We start from the raw sequence: 16,680 nt of genomic DNA, 5'->3' as shown, positions 1-16,680 counted from the left end.
GGTGGAGTTTTGGCGGGATATTCACTAACAACTAAGCCGCGATTCAAAATATGTTTGTACAGTTCGCGATTTTTGGGAGGATAAATCACATCGACACCCGTACCTAAAACAGCAATGGTACGTCCCCCAGCTTTGAGACAAGCTGCATGGGTTACGGTATCAATTCCATCAGCCATTCCGGAAACGATGGTAAAACCATTTTCTACCAAAGCCGTAGTAATTCGCCGCGTCCAACGAATACCATATTCTGTAGGTCTGCGCGTTCCCACAATTCCCACTGACGGTTTTTGTCCGAGATTTTCTGTTAATTCTACTTCGCCACGGTAATACAAAATTGGCGGGGGACTAGGAATTTCCTGGAGCAAACGGGGATAATTTGAATCTGCGGGTGTCCAAAAATCAGGATTTTCTTTTTGATGCTTTTGTAGTAATTGTTCTGGGTTAATGCGGGAACGCTGTTGGATAACTTTATTGATAGTTTGTAAACCAAAACCTTCTACGGTACCCAAATCTTGAGCTTTTGCTTCCCAAGCGATCGCTAAGCTGCCAAAATGCTGATGTAAGCGTTGTAGTAATATTGGACCAATTCCCGAAACTTGGGTCCAAGCTAACCAATATGCGCGTTCCTCTACCAAGTGTTTATCCTCCCTCACCCTACCGGTTTAGTATTCCCAGTTGGGAATTAGGGATTGGTGATTGTTTGTTTTGATGCTCGAAAATATACCTCAAAAAAGCGCGTCAGTAAGATAATAAAGATGTGAGTTTAAATTAAATTAAGTTAAGTTGCATTAAATAAATTTAACTGAAACAAGTTGGTATTATCTTATGACAGTCAGTGAAAACCTAAAAAAATTACCATTAGCTCCAGGTAGTCTTGGTTTACCTTTTATTGGTGAGAGCATACAATTTTTGCAAGATCCTGATTTCTCCGCAAAAAGACACCAAAAATACGGTTCTGTTTTCAAAACTCATATTTTTGGGCGTCCCACTTTAGTTGTTACCGGGGGACAAATCAATAGATTTATATTTACCAACGAAAATAAATATTTTTCTAATAACTGGCCATACAGTACAAGAGTACTTCTTGGTCCAGCATCTGTATCTGTCCAAAAAGATGGAACGCATCAAAAACGACGCAAAATTCTATCCCAAGCTTTTCAACCTAGGGCTTTAGCAAGCTATACCAGTGTTATTGAAGATATTACCCATCAATATATTGATAGATGGGAGAAAATAAATAAATTTACTTGGTATCCAGAAATAAAAAATTATACCCTCGATGTCGCCTGTAAATTATTTGTGGGTACTGATAACGCTTCTAAGACTAAACTAGGTGAATACTATACAACCTGGGTCAGTGGTTTATTTAGTCTTCCAATTAACTTACCATGGAGTACTTTTGGAAAAGCGTTGCGTTGTCGAAAACTTTTACTTGCTGAGATTGAAAAAATCATCCATCAACGGCAACAACAAGAAGTTACATTTGAAGATGCTTTATCTTTACTTTTGCAAGCTACCGACGAAGATGGTCAAAGTTTAAGTGTAAATGAACTCAAAGACCAAATATTGACCCTTCTGTTTGCTGGTCACGAAACATTAACATCAGCAATAGCATCCTTTTGTCAACTTGTAGCACAACATCCACAGGTATTAGCATTAGCACGTGAAGAGCAGCAAAAACTTGGATTAGATACTCCTCTAACCTTGGAAAACCTTAAGCAAATGACATATCTCGAGCAAGTCTTGAAAGAAGTATTGCGGTTCATTCCACCTGTGGGAGGAGGATTTCGAGAGGTGATTAAACCATGTGAAATTCAAGGTTACCATGTTCCTCAAGGTTGGTCTGTATTGTTCGAGATTAATAACACTCATCAAGATAGAAACATTTACCAAGCACCAGAAAAGTTCGATCCAGAACGTTTTAGTCCCGAACGTGAAGAAAATAAATCTCAAGCCTTTAGTTATGTACCCTTTGGTGGTGGAATGCGGGAATGTTTGGGGAAAGAATTTGCTCGACTAGAAATGAAAATTTTTGCTGCAATTTTGCTACGTCAATACCAATGGGAACTACTTCCCAATCAAAACTTAGAAATGGCGAACACAATAACTCCCCGTACAAAAGATGGCTTAAAGATAAGCTTTCAAGCACTGAGTGGGAGTAAGGAGTAATGTTAGCGTAGCTAGCGTCAGCGTACCGTAGGTATTGCGGGGCGCGCAGCTAGCGTTAGCGTACCGTAGGTATTGCGCACAGTAATAAGTAATGAGTAAGGAGTAAGTAATGAGTAAGGAGTGAAAACCAAATAGAATTTTAGGCTTTAGCAGAACGTTGAGCTTCCAAGTAATCAAATACAGATTTATCTCCGATATCTGGTGGAATTGCTTGGATAACTTTACGTAAAGCAAAGACCAAAAAGAAAACAGCCCAGGTTCCGAGTAAAATCTTTTCTACATCTAGAGGTAAAATTCCTGTCAAATGTCCTAACAGTAATAATGGAACTACTGGGGTTAACAACTTGGTTTCTAAACGGTTGAAACAAAAAGCTTCTTTAAAATAAATTCCGGTCAAAGCTGCAAAGGTAAAACCTACTCCCAAAATGGTCAGGGGTTGGTTATAAATCGTCATTGCTAAAGGTTCACTAGTCGAAGCAGCGATCGCGATCGCTGCTCCACTACCAACTACCCAAAATATTTGTAGTAAGCGGTGCAGTTCCACCATATAAATATGAATGGTTACCAAACTTATACCCAAAGCAATACTGAACACAGCATATAAGGCTGTCAGAAATGGTAGTGTTGACTGGAAGTTAAATAATACTAAACCACTACCAATTGCAAAACAGAGCGCAGCGACCATTAAACCAGAGCGGTAAATAACTACGCCAGTGCGATCGCTATCGTTAATGGTAAATTCGCCAAATTGTCCTTTATATACTTCCGGTGGGGTTGTAATTTCTGTTGTCATAATGTTTTTTCCTATGAACTCTGTGTTTATGCGCTACACGCGCAGGCTAAGTATTGTAAATATTAAATATTTCCCTGCGATCTTAATTATCGCGAAAAATATCGAAGCACGAAGATAAAGCACAAAGATATTAACCCAAGTTGCTAGTTACTTAGGTTATTAAGAAAATATCTCAAGACTTTCTAGAATTTTATTAAGGAAATATCAAAAAAAGTAATATTCAATATGATTTTTGTTGCGGTGCGTTACGCTGTCGCTAACAGCACCCTACAAATTAATTAAATCTTTGGGAGTTTATCTGCATGAGTATTAGCTGTTCTCAACTTCTGGGAAAACATTCTCAAGCTTGGAAGCAAGCCACAGTGCATCCATTTCTTACCCAATGTCAATTAGGAACAATACAACCACAGCAATTTTCTACTTGGTTGGTACAGGATTATCTATTTGTGGTTGAATTTACTCGGTTTGTTGCGCGAGTTTTAGCTAATGCTCCAAGCCATCATTTTGATATTCTTCTAAGTGGTTTGGGTGCACTTAAAGATGAACTGAATTGGTTTCAAGCGAAAGCACAAGAGCGACAGCTTAATTTAAAAACTGAACCCCAAGAAACTTGTAAGCAATATTGTGAGTATATGAAGTTAGTCACAACTATGCCCTATGCAGTGCAAACAACTACCTTATGGGCGATTGAATTAGCTTATAATCAGGGTTGGCAATTACCTGGTAAGATGCCACTACCCTATGCAGAGTTCGCCGAACGCTGGGGAAATCAAGGTTTTACTGAATATGTAAAACTTTTAGAACAAATTGCTGATGAAGTTTTGTCAACGGTGGATGAAACGATACAGAGTCAAGCAGAATCGGCTTTCCTAGAGATTGCAGTTCTAGAAAAAGACTTTTGGTCGATGGCGATGAAAGTTATCTAAATTCGAATTCTTTTAGAACTGCAATTTCCTTGCAGTACCATCATCTGTAAATTCTTGTACGCCTTTACCTACAACTTCTACAATTATTTGACGTGGTGCAGGATTCCAATTACCTTGTCTGGCTTGAATATCTATAATTACCTGTTCTCCTTCTGTATTCACTTGATAATTTGTTGTAGACCAAAGACCATCGCGATATGCAAAACTAGTCCCATCATCTTCATATAATGTATATTCTCCCGTACCAGGGGTAACTCGCAATCGTAATTGATTTACCGCTGACTCAGAAGTATATTGCATAACCGGTGCCAGAGGAATAATCGATCCCCCACGGATATACATGGGCATTTTTGCTAATGGTGCATGGGCAAGAATATACTTAGAACCTTGGTAGCATTCACCTGTCCACCAATCATACCAAGTTCCTTGGGGAAGATAAACAGCCCGATGTTCCACTCCAGGTCTGTATACCGGTGCAGCCATTAAAGATTCACCTAGTAGTAATTGGTCGTAAAGTTCCTGAGTGTTGTGATCATCAGAATAATGATAAAGCAGTGGACGGAGAATTGGCGCACCTGTATTTGCTGCTTCCCAAAATAAGGTGTAGATGTAGGGCAATAATTGATATCTAAGTTCGATATATTGACGACAAATATCTTCTACTTCAGTGCCAAATTCCCACGGTTCATGACGCTTGCTAGCTATTACCGAATGACCGCGCATTAAAGGATACAACATTCCTATTTGCATCCACCGAGCAAATAATTCTGGTGTGGCGTTACTTGCAAATCCCCCGATATCTGCACCAACAAATGGTACCCCAGATAATCCTAAATTACAGAGCATGGGTAAGGACATTTCCAGATGTTCCCACAAGGAATGATTATCGCCCGTCCACACTGCAGAATATTTCTGAACGCCCGCATAACCAGAACGAGTAAGAACAAACGAACGTTCTTTGGGACGAAGTCTATCTAAAGCTTCCCGCGACGCACGCGCCATCATTAACCCGTATATATTATGTGTTTCGGCATGGTTTGTCTGTTCTTCTGGGTCACCTTGGGGTGCATCCAAAGGAAAGGAAATTTTATTTCCAGAGTCACCAAAAGGACGGTCATCTAAAGCTGGTTCGTTCATGTCATTCCAGATTCCAGCTACGCCCTTATTGATAAGATTCTTGTGTAAACTACTCCACCACTCCCGCACGTCGCTACGAATGAAATCGGGAAATACAGAGCGATCGGGCCATACATAACCGTGAAATATTTTACCCTGTTTATTACGGATAAAATAATTGTTTTCTAATCCGCGATCGCAAACTTCGTAATCAGCTTCTGGATCGTATTTAACGCCGGGATCGACAATGGTAACAACTTTAAAACCTTGTCCTGTAAGTTCATCAATTAGTTTTTTTGGGTCGGGAAAACGCTGTTTGTGCCAAGTAAAGACCCGAAATCCCTGCATATAATCTATATCGAGATGGATGACATCGCAGGGAATACGACGCTGACGAAATTCCCGCGCCAATGTTCGTACTTCAGTTTCTGAGTTATAACTCCAGCGACATTGATGATAACCTAAAGCCCAACGAGGTGGTAATGACATTCGCCCTGTTAGCTTGGTATAAGTGTTAAGTATGGTTGCAGGTTCTTGACCATAAATCAGATAATAATCTAGTTCATTACCTTGAGTGTGTAATTGTAAAATATCGCTTTGGTTTGCACCAACATCAAATTGACTCTTATAAGTAGTATTAAAAAATAAACCGTAATTAACTTGGGGAGACAGAGACATAAAAAATGGGATCGCCTGATACATCTCATCTGTGAGTATTTCATAACCAACACAATCTGTATTCCAGTGGGTGAGATGCTTTCCTCTCTGATTCAATAAGCCAGTGCGTTCCCCAAAACCATAAAACTTTTCCCCAGCCCCAATTTGCTTCCAACAAGCAACCTCATTTTGACGCCAAGCAATTCCCAAATCAGTATCACCAGCAAAAGTATTACCCATTCGTTGCTCGATAAATACTATCCGACAGGGATCGCGCTGAACACAAACCGTGATTTCTGCAGTCTTAATATTGATAAATTTCTCTGTTTCCTCAATCTCAAAGGGTATAGTATCCCATTCCTCATCTGCGATCGCAACTGACCAAGAACGTCTGGGAATAAAATCGACCGTAGGTGAAAAACGAACTCGAATTAGATTAGGCGCAAGAACACTCAGAGTGAGATTGAGATTACCATCACATATAAGAAAGATCCCTTGCTGATATGTTTGAACTCTTTCTACAGATGAAATCTGATTCCATTGAGGTTCGTGACAGGGGAGTTGTTCGATAAATTCTGGCATATGGAAAAGTATTAATTATTTTCAGTTAAACTAAGTTCTTAAGCTTATTGTCCGTTGATTTGCTCTAATTTTTTTGCAACTCCTGACTATTAATACCATTGGTGGGTTAGTAATTTCCAATAAAACAACGTAGCGATGCTATGCGCAAGCTTGCGCTTCTCGCAATAGTACTAGTAATGATAGCGACAAGAAATAACTGTGAAGTAATCATCATCCACCGCATAGACGAGACGATGAGTATCATCGATACGACGTGACCAGAATCCTGATAAATTTTCTTTCAAAGGTTCAGGTTTACCAATTCCCTCAAAAGGAAGGTTTTTAGCTTCTTTTATCAGTTTATTAATTCTTTTTAGGGTTTTTTTGTCTTGACTTTGCCAATAGATGTAGTCTTTCCAAGCCTCATCAGTCCAGGCTAATTTTCGATCACTCATCTAATAAGCTTTGCTCTGTTACCTGACCTTGTTTATACTGAGCAATGGAGCGTTCTAAATGAGCCGCATTTGCTGGAGACTTCAATAAGTAAACAGTTTCAAGCAAGCTATTAAAATACTCAAGAGACATCACAACGGCATCTTCAGCATCTCGTCTCGTAATTATGGTGTAGTCCGCGTCATTAACTACTCCATCCAATATGGCTTTTAGTTTATTTCTTGCTTCGCTAAAAGTAACTATTTTCATTGTTCTAACCTGTCTATTTACTTGTACAAGTATAACGCGATGAGAGGTGTTAGAAAGATAGGGTGGGCAAATTATGATAGTTTGAAATTATTATCAAAAATCATATACAATCGCCCACCCAACAAAAATATCAATAAAATTTTGCAGAGCACAACCACACCATGCTTAAATCAAATTTATGGAAGTTACAAGTGCTCAAAGGATTGGAATTTGCTTGGTTTCCAATCCCAACAATAATTCTTTTTTACCAAAGTCACGGACTCGATCTCGAACAAGCAGTTTTACTAAAAAGTATTCTTTCACTATCAGTATTTATTTTTGAAATCCCCTCAGGGTATATCGCTGATGTCTTAGGACGCAAAAAATCCTTAATTGCAGGAGGTTTAATTTGGACTTTTTCCCTAATACTTTACTGTTTGGGGAAAGGTTTTATCATATTTGCGATCGCAGAAGTTTTTGCTGGCTTAGCAGCTAGTTTAATTTCGGGTGCAGATATAGCTATCGCTTTTGATAGTTTAGTGCAAATTGGGCGCGAACAAGATTATAGAAGGTTCCAAGGTAGACTTGTGGCGATCGCCGGAGGAACAGAAGCTATTTGTGGTATTGTCGGTGCTACAGTTGCATCAGTTAATTTGGTTTATCCTTTTTATCTGCAAACAGTCTTTATTGTTGCTTACTGTATTTTAGTATCGACTTTAGTTGAACCCACGCCTCATAGTTCTGTAACTCAAATGGCTCCACGAGGGAATATTAAAGAGCTTTGGCAGATTGTCCGTCTAGCTTTATTTGAAAATAAGAATCTCAAATGGTTAATCTTATTATCTGCTAATTTTGGTACTGCCACATTCCTGATTGTTTGGTTAGCTCAAGCTGATATGAGTCAACGAGGACTTTCCACAGAAGCATTTGGTTTTGCTTGGGCTTTTTTCCATATAGTCTTGAGTTTAGCTTCGATAAAAGCTAGCTCTCTAGAGGATTTGTTGGGAATTAAACCAGTCTTTTTTGGTTTAATACTTTTAATGGGTAGTTCTTATATTTTCCTCGGATTAATTGAGCAAACTTGGGGAATCATATTTATTGCAGTGATTTACTTAGTGCGGGGTTTGCGTATGCCCTTGCTTTTAAATCATATCAATCAGCATGTTTCTTCTTCTATTCGAGCAACTGTGCTTTCAGTCAATAGCTTTGTATTTCGTCTAGGGTTTGCATTAATAGGACCAATGGTCGGATGGTTAACAGATTTTTATTCTCTAGATATAGCTCTGATAATTTCTGGAGTCGGTTTTATGGTTGTGGGTCTATTTTGTTTGCAAAGATTAGTTGCTTTACGAGTGATTTAAGTTTGTCAATAAAAAACTATGTAATGCATAAGTTCAACAAAAAACTCCTAATCAGGTGCAAAGAATATTCTACTCCTGACTCCTGAATTTTGCCATATTTACAGATATTTTATTTAACTGAATTGGTTCTATTTCTCAGATCCAAAAACTGTAGTTGCTGATACAAGCATCTAATTTTTGGTAAATCAACTCCACAAGAAAATGCTGCTTGTAAAGGATTAGCAAAAATTGCTGTTAATTCTAAAGGGCGCTTTTCGTCATAGTCTATCTTCATGCTGGTGCGGTAGGGATGCATATTTCGGGTATGCTCCAACATCGTCTCAATAAACTCCAAGGGAATATCACGTCCTACACTTTTTGCTCCTATTAATACTTCATGCATTAACTCTTTCACTAATTCCAAGCTATTAGGATTCGTCATCAATTCCTCCGTCGTTGCATCTAAAACAACTGACAATCCGTTATAGGGAATATTCCAAACTAACTTCTTCCAACGAGAAAGGAGTAAATCAGATGATAATTCGATGGGAATTCCAGCGGTTTCAAAGTCGTTTGCAATTATTCGCATTTCATCTGCGATATCGCCATGTTGGGAATTATTTTTATGCTCTCCTAAAATAATTTTTCCGTAAGCTAAGTGGCGAATATGTCCATCTCCGACCTTATTAGAACATAAAAAACATAATCCACCAATTATTTTAGTTTCACCAATTTTATATCCGCTAACTTTATAATGATCGATGATTGCTGCAACTTCTTCTTCAATTCCAAGTCCATTTTGCAACACTAAGACTGTACTATTTTCCTTGAGTATGGGTAGTAAGATGTCTGGTAGAAGATGATTTTGTGTTGTTTTTAATGCCACGATCGCAACATCACAAGCAGGCATATTTCTTGCATCATAATAAGCATTTACCCGATTTAATCGAAAATCTCCATCAACAGATTCCACAAATAAACCATTACGCTGGACACTTTCGTAATCGCTACGAACTAGAAAATGAACTTCCAACCCTGCTTGTTGCAAGTTAGCACCATAGAATCCTCCTAAAGCGCCAGTTCCCACAATGGCATATGTAAGATTTTTGGTCACTTAAAAAATTTTAAAGCTGCAGAACTCACAAATATTTTAACTGGGTATTGGGCATTTGGCATTGAATTGGGCTGAGCAGGTAAGATAGATAAGAATTTGGAGAATTTAAATTCTTTTAAGAGAGAGATACAATAATTTATAATTAGATAAATAAATCAACAGGATTGATGTTTGATTTAAACACGATAGCTGAATTTTCTCGTAACAACTGCATTGAAATTTGTTCATTTTTAGTGCCAGCTAACTTGCTTTCTACTTCACTGACGATAGGTCTCTCAGCACTCCGTCGTCCCTCAGTTCAAGTGTGGCAATCTGCAGCTTTTGCTAGCTTCTGGGCTCTAGTAATGGTATTTCACGTCTACACATGGTTTATGGTTGGCGTAGTAATGCTTCCAACCTTTGTTTTGATGTGGCTAGCTGTTACTTGCTGGATTTGTAATTTAGGAGCTATTTTATTTTCCAGAAGTCATTCTCCTTTGCCGGATTCCTAATTACTGAGTAATAAGTAATAAGTAATGAGTAATGAGTAATGAGTAATGAGTAATGAGTAATGAGTAATGAGTAATGAGTAATGAGTAATGAGTAATGAGTGAGAAATTACCAATTACCAATTACCAATTACCAATCACCAATGACCAATTACCAATTACCAATTACCAATTACCAATTACCAGCAACTAACCAGCCAGTCCTTTACGAAGTCCGTCAGCAACCCGATCTAAACCTACAGAATGGGCAGCTTTAAATAGTAACCTGTCACCTGGTTCAACAAATTTCTTTAAGCGACTAATTAAATCTTCATGGCTCGAAAAGCATTCTGTTGGAATACCTTCAGCATTCATTGCAATGGCTTCTGCGTCGTTACAGTCAATTAAAACCATTAGAGCATCTAATTTTAACTTTCTGACTGTTTCTCCGACTCTCTGATGCAGAGATAAGGAACGTTCTCCCAGTTCCTTCATTGCTCCCAAAACAGCAATTTTACGCTTACCTGGAGTTTCTGCTAGTAAGTTTAATGCTGCTGTCATTGCTTCAGGTGCAGCATTATAAGTTTCGTCTAGGATAACTACATCATTGGGTAATTCAAATCGCTGCGATCGTCCACCTGGCATATCTACTGTTACCCCAGATTTTAAAATTGACCAATCAATCCCTAAAACCCGAGCAACAGCAAGAGCAGCCATAAAATTGCTTGCGTTATGACGTCCCGGTAAAGGCAAAGGTAATCTCATTCCATCAACCTCTACAGTACAATTGTCAATCATCTGTCCTTGGATGTCACCGCCAGATAAGCCAAAGGTGATACACTTCCCTTGCCAAACTTTAGCTGCAGTTTCTAGCAATAGGGGATTATCATGGTTGAGGATTGCAACACCGTCAACAGGCATTTGTGCAAGCAATTCACATTTCGCATTAGCAATAGCAGCTTCTGAACCTAATAGTTCGATATGTGCTGTACCTACATTGGTAATTACACCAATGTTCGGACGAGCAATTTGGGTTAATTCGGCAATTTGTCCCCGACCTCGCATTGCCATTTCAATTACAGCATATTTATGCTGTGGTGCCAGTCCCAGCAGGGTTTTTGGTACGCCTATTTCGTTGTTGTAGTTAGCATAAGTCTTGAGTACGCTACCTTGGGTTGATAAAACTGCTGCTATGAGTTCTTTAGTTGTGGTCTTTCCCACAGAACCTGTTACACCAATGACTGGAATGTCAAAGCGATCGCGCCACCATCGAGCAATTTTTTGATAAGCAACAAGAGTATTTTGAACTTGTAGTTCGGGAAACTCTTGAGTTTGATATTTCTCGTCAACTATTGCAGCTAAAGCACCTTTAGCAAAAACTCCTGGAATAAATTGATGTCCGTCAAATTTTTCTCCTCTAAAGGCAACAAATACTTCCCCTGGCTTAAGTATTCTGCTGTCTGTTTGGATACCAGCTATTTCTTGAGATAAAATATTCCCTGATAAGTTGACTTGTTTAGCTTTTAATACGTCAGCCAATTGAGATAGTGTGGTAGAACAAAGCATAATATAATACTTTTTGGATTTAATGATAATGGCGCGCCAAAATTGTGGTGAAAAAACCACTTTGGCTTAAAGAGAAAACAAAAAGTGTTTAAATCCTATAATTTTATAATGGAAAATATAAAGCAAAGCATTTAACAATGCTACAGGCATTGCCTAAAGTAAGTTAAAAAGTTTGTAAAAAATAATGCCAAAGAAGCATAACTCCTTTGGCAAGTTTAGTCTATACAAACAATAGATTAAATTTATTAAATTTTGCTTGAGGATAAGAAGAGTAAGTAGAAACTGCTATCCTCTAATTTTTGTCTTCCCACGGTTATTAAGCGTACGATCCAATTTGCGATAACTCACTATTGCTGTTTTGTAAAATTCTTATTATATAAAAATCTTGTTCTATGCTTGGTTCTTAATCGTCATGATCTCGACAATTTTTGTTGCTGTAGTGGTGTCTATATTTAAAGCTTGGTGCAGATCGTTTAAAAAACTTCTCTCTTCTTCACTTACAACGCTGTCAGACAAGACTAAATCTGTAGCCACAGCAAAGGATGTCTCTCTTAGATTTTGTGGTAATGATTCCTTAGCAGTGTTGAACAAGACATTAAATCCATCTCTTCGCAAAATACCTAGCAGTTTATCCAACATCTGATCTACAGTCTCACTAGAGCAATTACTAAAAAGCCTTAGTCGCAACAAAGCACAGGAAATATCATCAGCTCGTTGTTGAGAAATATAGCCATCTGAAGCAGTAGCTGCCAAAATAATAGCAGTAAAAGCTTCCATTATAGTGAAGCCTTCTTGTCTCCTAGGTTGCGTGCTCAATAAATTTTCAGATAAACTCATTTCAGTTTTCTCCTTGCCCTACAGTTTCGTAGTATTGGTGTTTTCAAAACTCAAATTTTCTTAGAGATGGAGTTCACTTACTCCTTTGAGTCTCAATATCCAGTATTCCCAGCTTTTTTCAGTAGCGAACACCAATGATAAATCACAAGAAGAAAACTATCTAGGTTATTTATTCAAATTAATATTACCGATTATTTGTTCTTTCAATACTTTCAATTACTGCTAAACCAATTCCAGAAACTGCAATAAGCCCAACTGAGGATAACAAAAAAGCATAAACCAGCATCCATAAGCCTTGTTCAAAGAAAATATAGTTATCCATAGTTATTTACTCCTTCGCTACTTATACTTACTTCTTCTAAATCATCAGAACTGATTCCGCTAAATTGGTGACGCATCACCTACATTTGCATCTTAACAAAACTTTAGCTGTTTTACGCAGCCTTAATTATTTTTTCTTGTTAAAGATTAAGCTTTTATTCGAAGATTTTGTTAACCGATATACGAAAAAATATCATTAAAATATATTGCTTTAGTATTGCTTTACGTAGTTCAAGAGGCTTAAAACAGTCTTTTTAGCACAAAAATCAACAAAAAGCATATTTAATTATTTGATTACATACAATCGATATAACTCCTTTAATTAAATAACTTTGATTTTATGTTGAAAAAAATATTATGATTTTATTTAGTTGTTATCACTTACCATCGCGTCACCAATAGTATCTTTTTTAAGAGTAAGTATTATTTCAAATAAATTTTATATTTAAGCAATGAACATAGAAATAAAAATATTCTTTTGCTAGTTTCTCTGATGAGGTGAATAAGAAATAAAAATACATTTAACTTCACGCCATTAATATTTCTTAATAATTGCGAGTGATGGTGCAATATTTACACATTTCACGGATATTGTTACTCGTGCTCCATTATTTAATTTAGAAATTGGTGGTCTTGGAACCTCTGAAGATCGAGGTCGTAACAACCTAGATATTGACAATGTCAATATCACTCTTACAGATGTTGCAGCTAATGTTCTCAACGAGGCTTTTGGAGTTACGGCTTTTGTTCACGACTTCAATATCGGTACTGCTCAAGTAGACGCATTCGTTGTTTAAGATTTCTTTGGGGATCAAACTACAGGGGATTTGGATTGCTAGTCGGCAATTAGTTCATTTATGCGATCGCAAATCCCCTACCCTAGTTTGTTAATAAGATGGAAGCGTAGAACTACCGAATTTTATCATCATAATTCCAAGCGCTATTTTTATAGGGGATTGTAAGTAAGTGAGGTACAGTTAAAATGCGAGAAAGCTGGTGTAAACAGATTCCACTTCTGTTAGCAAAGCGGTGCGCGATCGCGCACAATTCTGTCTCCTGTTCGTCCGTAAGGAGGGGGTCTGTCCTGACTCCTATCTCCTTACTCCTAAATTCTGCAATCAAAAATCGTTGTTAATCTTCCTGTTTCCAAGTTCCGTGAAACCCTGGGGGAATGACTTTAGGTAGTTCTAGTTTACAAACAGGTTGTGTATCCAAGTGAGCAGCATCAAAAATCCAAACCTCACTGCGACCGTTAGGTCCATACTTTTCATCTGCATTGTAAACTACAGTTATAATCCAAGCCTGAAGTGGATTTCTTCGGTCGGAAACGTAAATTGGTTCCGATGGATAATGATTATCGGGAAATATTGCTTCTGTAATAGTGTTAGTGTCATGATTCAACCGAGCAATTCCATTGAATAATTCTCGACCGATATCTGTACCTTGTCGAGCAATGGAAAAGTAAGTATAGCGAGATTCTTTGCCAACACGAGATGGGGGAACGATCGGAAACTCACAATGACGATCTAATATCCGTTCGGTGTTTATAACTTTCGCCGTATTAGGATTCAATGTAACTCGTGTCAGCCTACTTTCAGCAACAGTATGAGCGTCACCTGTTGCAACTTCCTTGAGGAATTGGTTGGTTTGAAAATCCTCATAGCAAGCCATATCTACAATTAAATTATTCTCAGAATCTACAAATCCATTGGCAAAATGCCATTGAAACCAAGGTTGGGTTTCACTACGACTGACAATTTGTAGACTATGACGATCTAATACTAAAATCTGTGTTCCTAATTCAGGTTCCCACTTCAATGCATCGCTGAAACAGCTAGAACCCATCAGTACAGATTTGAAATGCAGTCTAACTGGGGGTATAAAAAATACCAGACACTCCCCTGCTAACACAAAATCATGCACCAAAGGTATACCCTCAAGTTGATGTTTTGCTTTTTGCAGAATTTTTCCACTAGAATCACTTCTGTAGATATTTAAGATTGTTTTTCTACCGGGTGTAATACCAAAATTAAAAATTTCGCCCGTTGCAGCATCAATCTTAGGATGAGCAGAATAGGACATTTCATCGCTTAATCCACCCAGATCGTCCTTACCCAAAGTTGCAAGATTTTTTAAGTCTAAAGCATGGGGCTCACCACCTTCCCAAAGTGCTAAAAGCTTATCCTGCAGTGCAAGCACTGAAGTATTGGCAGAGTTTTTCACAGGTCTAAGCCATTGGTTCCAAAATGGCCCTGGTGCTTTCATCCCATAGTTACTGTAAAGTAATTTACCTGCTTTTGTTTCTGCTTTATAACCAGCAGTTTCAACATAACGGTAAATAGCGCTAGCACCCCCCTGTTGACCAGAAAGATTAAAATATACTGCAAGAATAGCACCATCCCCATCAAACCAGTGCCCTACGTTAATTCCACCACGTTCTAAACGACCCGGGCCATTACGATACAGGGTACCACACAATCCTACAGGGATTTGACCGTGACCAGATAAAATTTTTAACGGAGTGAGGGGAAATTCTTCACCCGGTTGAGCAATTGCTTTGGTCCAGGCTGCTTTTGATGAGTTTTTGTTAATGGCCTGCATCTTAATTTTATTGAGTTGGGCTATAAAAATATTAAAACTTGTGCTCTATGAAACGGAATAACTAAGGTATTAAGATTTTTAAGCCTTTTACTATTTGTTTGTTTGGTGAAAGCTAAATAATAGCTACTATCAAGACGTCAGGGAAAATTAATTATTTTAATTGCTGTCTTAAAGTATCACCTCACAACTTTATCACATTATTCTTTTACAACAATAAGTGTGGGATATTCAAAACTTTGGCTCCAAGATGAGACCGATCAAAATATACACTATTGAGGTATAACTCCATGAATACGATCGTTCGACCTCGTCAGGAATTATCCATTACCCAAATATGGGATGGTTTTTGTGACTGGATAACCAGCACAGAAAATCGTCTTTATATTGGCTGGTTTGGGGTATTGATGATTCCGACTCTGCTAGTTGCTACTAGCTGCTTTATTCTTGCTTTCATTGCTGCACCCGGTGCAGACATGGATGGAATCAGAGAACCTGTAATGGGCTCTCTCATGGGTGGGAACAACATTATTACAGCAGCAGTTGTACCAACTTCGGCGGCAATTGGTTTACACTTTTATCCGATTTGGGAAGCCACTTCTTTAGATGAATGGCTCTACAATGGTGGTCCTTATCAATTGATTGTGTTGCATTTTCTGATTGGGATTTGGTGCTACCTCGGAAGGCTTTGGGAACTGAGTTATCGTTTGGGTAGCCGTCCTTGGATTGCAGTAGCTTTTTCTGCTCCCGTTGCTGCAGCTACATCTGTACTGTTGGTTTATCCTATTGGTCAAGGTAGCTTTTCTGATGGCTTACCATTAGGAATATCTGGAACTTTCCACTTTATGTTGGCTTTTCAAGGAGACCATAACATTTTGATGCATCCAGGACATATGTTAGGGGTTGCTGGAGTATTCGGTGGTGCATTATTGGCTGCTTTGCATGGGTCTTTGGTGACATCAACTTTGTATCAGAAAACAACTGAAAAGGAAGCAATAAGTAAGGGTTATAAGTTTGGTCAAACAAAAACCACCTATAACTATTTAGCTGGACACAGTAGTTTCCTCGGACGTTTATTGATCCCTTGGTTTGCAAGTAGAAATCATCGTGCTTTCCACTTTTTATTGCTTGGATTACCAACGTTGGGTATTTGGTGCGCTGCTATTGGGATAAGTATGATGGCATTTAACCTGAATGGATTTAACTTCAATCACTCCATATTGGACAGCGCTGGTGCAGTTATAACAACAGAAGCAGATATGCTTAATCGAGCTAATTTGGGTTTACAAGCAATGCATGCACCTAATGTTCATCACTTTCCAGTGATTATGTCTGCAGGGGAAGCAATACCAGTTAGTTATAATACTCCTTGAGTGATTATTGAGTGTTTCCAAGAACTCTGTAGAGTTTGAATACAATAGACATCTCCGGAAAAGAATGTAGAGATGTAGCAGAGGCGAAGCCGACGCCAAAGGCTCTGCTACGTCTCTACAAGGATTTTGGGTTATGCATATTTAATTTCCGGAGATGCATA

The 16,680-nt window shown here is 38.3% G+C and carries 15 protein-coding genes; 5 read left to right on the top strand and 10 right to left on the bottom strand.

Features of this window, described 5'->3' with window-relative positions:
- Positions 1–635: DNA-processing protein DprA (locus QNJ50_RS15425; RefSeq protein WP_300636704.1), on the bottom strand; the 635-nt coding region annotated here is incomplete at its 3' end.
- A gap of 190 nt (positions 636–825) precedes the next feature.
- Here QNJ50_RS15425 and QNJ50_RS15420 point away from each other — a divergent pair.
- Complete coding sequence (locus QNJ50_RS15420) at positions 826–2,169, top strand: cytochrome P450 (RefSeq protein WP_300636702.1); 1,344 nt, start codon at positions 826–828, stop codon at positions 2,167–2,169.
- Positions 2,170–2,308: 139 nt separating this feature from the next.
- Here the strand turns inward: QNJ50_RS15420 and QNJ50_RS15415 are convergent, their stop codons facing one another.
- Positions 2,309–2,962, bottom strand: a complete 654-nt coding sequence (locus QNJ50_RS15415; RefSeq protein ID WP_300636700.1) for a DUF2301 domain-containing membrane protein — start codon at positions 2,960–2,962, stop codon at positions 2,309–2,311.
- Between the two features lie 302 nt (positions 2,963–3,264).
- Here QNJ50_RS15415 and QNJ50_RS15410 point away from each other — a divergent pair, with 302 nt between their 5' ends.
- The gene (locus QNJ50_RS15410) at positions 3,265–3,888 is read left to right on the top strand and encodes a TenA family transcriptional regulator (protein ID WP_300636698.1); all 624 of its coding nucleotides are present in this window, start codon (positions 3,265–3,267) and stop codon (positions 3,886–3,888) included.
- 12 nt (positions 3,889–3,900) lie between these two features.
- On the opposite strand, the gene QNJ50_RS15405 is transcribed toward QNJ50_RS15410, so the two are convergent.
- The 3 genes from QNJ50_RS15405 to QNJ50_RS15395 form a co-directional block, all read right to left on the bottom strand.
- Positions 3,901–6,243: a glycoside hydrolase family 31 protein gene (locus QNJ50_RS15405; RefSeq protein ID WP_300636696.1), complete on the bottom strand. Its 2,343-nt coding sequence runs from the start codon at positions 6,241–6,243 to the stop codon at positions 3,901–3,903.
- Positions 6,244–6,413: 170 nt separating this feature from the next.
- Complete coding sequence (locus QNJ50_RS15400) at positions 6,414–6,677, bottom strand: Txe/YoeB family addiction module toxin (protein ID WP_300636695.1); 264 nt, start codon at positions 6,675–6,677, stop codon at positions 6,414–6,416.
- A complete protein-coding gene (locus QNJ50_RS15395) occupies positions 6,670–6,924 on the bottom strand; it encodes a type II toxin-antitoxin system prevent-host-death family antitoxin (RefSeq protein ID WP_300636693.1) in 255 nt (84 codons plus the stop codon). Before QNJ50_RS15395 ends, QNJ50_RS15400 begins: the two co-directional genes overlap by 8 nt.
- A gap of 161 nt (positions 6,925–7,085) precedes the next feature.
- On the opposite strand from QNJ50_RS15395, the gene QNJ50_RS15390 reads away from it, so the two are divergent.
- Complete coding sequence (locus tag QNJ50_RS15390) at positions 7,086–8,264, top strand: MFS transporter (protein ID WP_300636691.1); 1,179 nt, start codon at positions 7,086–7,088, stop codon at positions 8,262–8,264.
- A gap of 109 nt (positions 8,265–8,373) precedes the next feature.
- Here the strand turns inward: QNJ50_RS15390 and QNJ50_RS15385 are convergent, their stop codons facing one another.
- A complete protein-coding gene (locus QNJ50_RS15385; RefSeq protein WP_300636689.1) occupies positions 8,374–9,357 on the bottom strand; it encodes a putative 2-dehydropantoate 2-reductase in 984 nt (327 codons plus the stop codon).
- Positions 9,358–9,524: 167 nt separating this feature from the next.
- Between QNJ50_RS15385 and QNJ50_RS15380 the strand changes: the two genes are divergently transcribed.
- Positions 9,525–9,848 (top strand): hypothetical protein, encoded by a 324-nt coding sequence (locus QNJ50_RS15380; RefSeq protein WP_300636687.1) that lies wholly within the window; start codon positions 9,525–9,527, stop codon positions 9,846–9,848.
- 186 nt (positions 9,849–10,034) lie between these two features.
- Here QNJ50_RS15380 and murF read toward each other — a convergent pair whose 3' ends face one another.
- The 4 genes from murF to QNJ50_RS15360 all read right to left on the bottom strand — a co-directional run bounded on the left by murF (position 10,035) and on the right by QNJ50_RS15360 (position 15,149).
- Positions 10,035–11,390: a UDP-N-acetylmuramoyl-tripeptide--D-alanyl-D-alanine ligase gene (gene murF / locus QNJ50_RS15375; RefSeq protein ID WP_300636685.1), complete on the bottom strand. Its 1,356-nt coding sequence runs from the start codon at positions 11,388–11,390 to the stop codon at positions 10,035–10,037.
- Positions 11,391–11,780: 390 nt separating this feature from the next.
- Positions 11,781–12,227 (bottom strand): tellurite resistance TerB family protein, encoded by a 447-nt coding sequence (locus tag QNJ50_RS15370; RefSeq protein WP_300636683.1) that lies wholly within the window; start codon positions 12,225–12,227, stop codon positions 11,781–11,783.
- A 184-nt stretch (positions 12,228–12,411) separates the two neighbouring features.
- Positions 12,412–12,549, bottom strand: a complete 138-nt coding sequence (locus QNJ50_RS15365; protein WP_300636681.1) for a hypothetical protein — start codon at positions 12,547–12,549, stop codon at positions 12,412–12,414.
- 1,130 nt (positions 12,550–13,679) lie between these two features.
- Complete coding sequence (locus QNJ50_RS15360) at positions 13,680–15,149, bottom strand: carotenoid oxygenase family protein (RefSeq protein ID WP_300636679.1); 1,470 nt, start codon at positions 15,147–15,149, stop codon at positions 13,680–13,682.
- Between the two features lie 287 nt (positions 15,150–15,436).
- Here QNJ50_RS15360 and QNJ50_RS15355 point away from each other — a divergent pair, with 287 nt between their 5' ends.
- Positions 15,437–16,519 carry a Photosystem Q(B) protein 1 gene (locus QNJ50_RS15355; protein ID WP_300636677.1) on the top strand — a complete coding sequence of 361 codons (1,083 nt, stop codon included), beginning with the start codon at positions 15,437–15,439 and terminating at the stop codon, positions 16,517–16,519.
- Positions 16,520–16,680: the final 161 nt, after the last annotated feature.

It is taken from the genome of Mastigocoleus sp. MO_188.B34, assembly GCF_030065675.1.
Lineage (GTDB): Bacteria > Cyanobacteriota > Cyanobacteriia > Cyanobacteriales > Nostocaceae > Mastigocoleus.
The sequence above is the reverse complement of the archived record's forward strand: the minus strand, read 5'-3'. Positions and strand labels throughout refer to the sequence as shown.

Bases quoted from the DNA above. Each gene is read 5' to 3' on its own strand.
- QNJ50_RS15420 (WP_300636702.1), top strand. From the start codon at position 826: ATGACAGTCAGTGAAAACCTAAAAAAATTACCATTAGCTCCAGGTAGT.
- QNJ50_RS15415 (WP_300636700.1), bottom strand. From the start codon at position 2,962: ATGACAACAGAAATTACAACCCCACCGGAAGTATATAAAGGACAATTT.
- QNJ50_RS15410 (WP_300636698.1), top strand. From the start codon at position 3,265: ATGAGTATTAGCTGTTCTCAACTTCTGGGAAAACATTCTCAAGCTTGG.
- QNJ50_RS15405 (WP_300636696.1), bottom strand. From the start codon at position 6,243: ATGCCAGAATTTATCGAACAACTCCCCTGTCACGAACCTCAATGGAAT.
- QNJ50_RS15400 (WP_300636695.1), bottom strand. From the start codon at position 6,677: ATGAGTGATCGAAAATTAGCCTGGACTGATGAGGCTTGGAAAGACTAC.
- QNJ50_RS15395 (WP_300636693.1), bottom strand. From the start codon at position 6,924: ATGAAAATAGTTACTTTTAGCGAAGCAAGAAATAAACTAAAAGCCATA.
- QNJ50_RS15390 (WP_300636691.1), top strand. From the start codon at position 7,086: ATGCTTAAATCAAATTTATGGAAGTTACAAGTGCTCAAAGGATTGGAA.
- QNJ50_RS15380 (WP_300636687.1), top strand. From the start codon at position 9,525: ATGTTTGATTTAAACACGATAGCTGAATTTTCTCGTAACAACTGCATT.
- murF (WP_300636685.1), bottom strand. From the start codon at position 11,390: ATGCTTTGTTCTACCACACTATCTCAATTGGCTGACGTATTAAAAGCT.
- QNJ50_RS15370 (WP_300636683.1), bottom strand. From the start codon at position 12,227: ATGAGTTTATCTGAAAATTTATTGAGCACGCAACCTAGGAGACAAGAA.
- QNJ50_RS15365 (WP_300636681.1), bottom strand. From the start codon at position 12,549: ATGGATAACTATATTTTCTTTGAACAAGGCTTATGGATGCTGGTTTAT.
- QNJ50_RS15360 (WP_300636679.1), bottom strand. From the start codon at position 15,149: ATGCAGGCCATTAACAAAAACTCATCAAAAGCAGCCTGGACCAAAGCA.
- QNJ50_RS15355 (WP_300636677.1), top strand. From the start codon at position 15,437: ATGAATACGATCGTTCGACCTCGTCAGGAATTATCCATTACCCAAATA.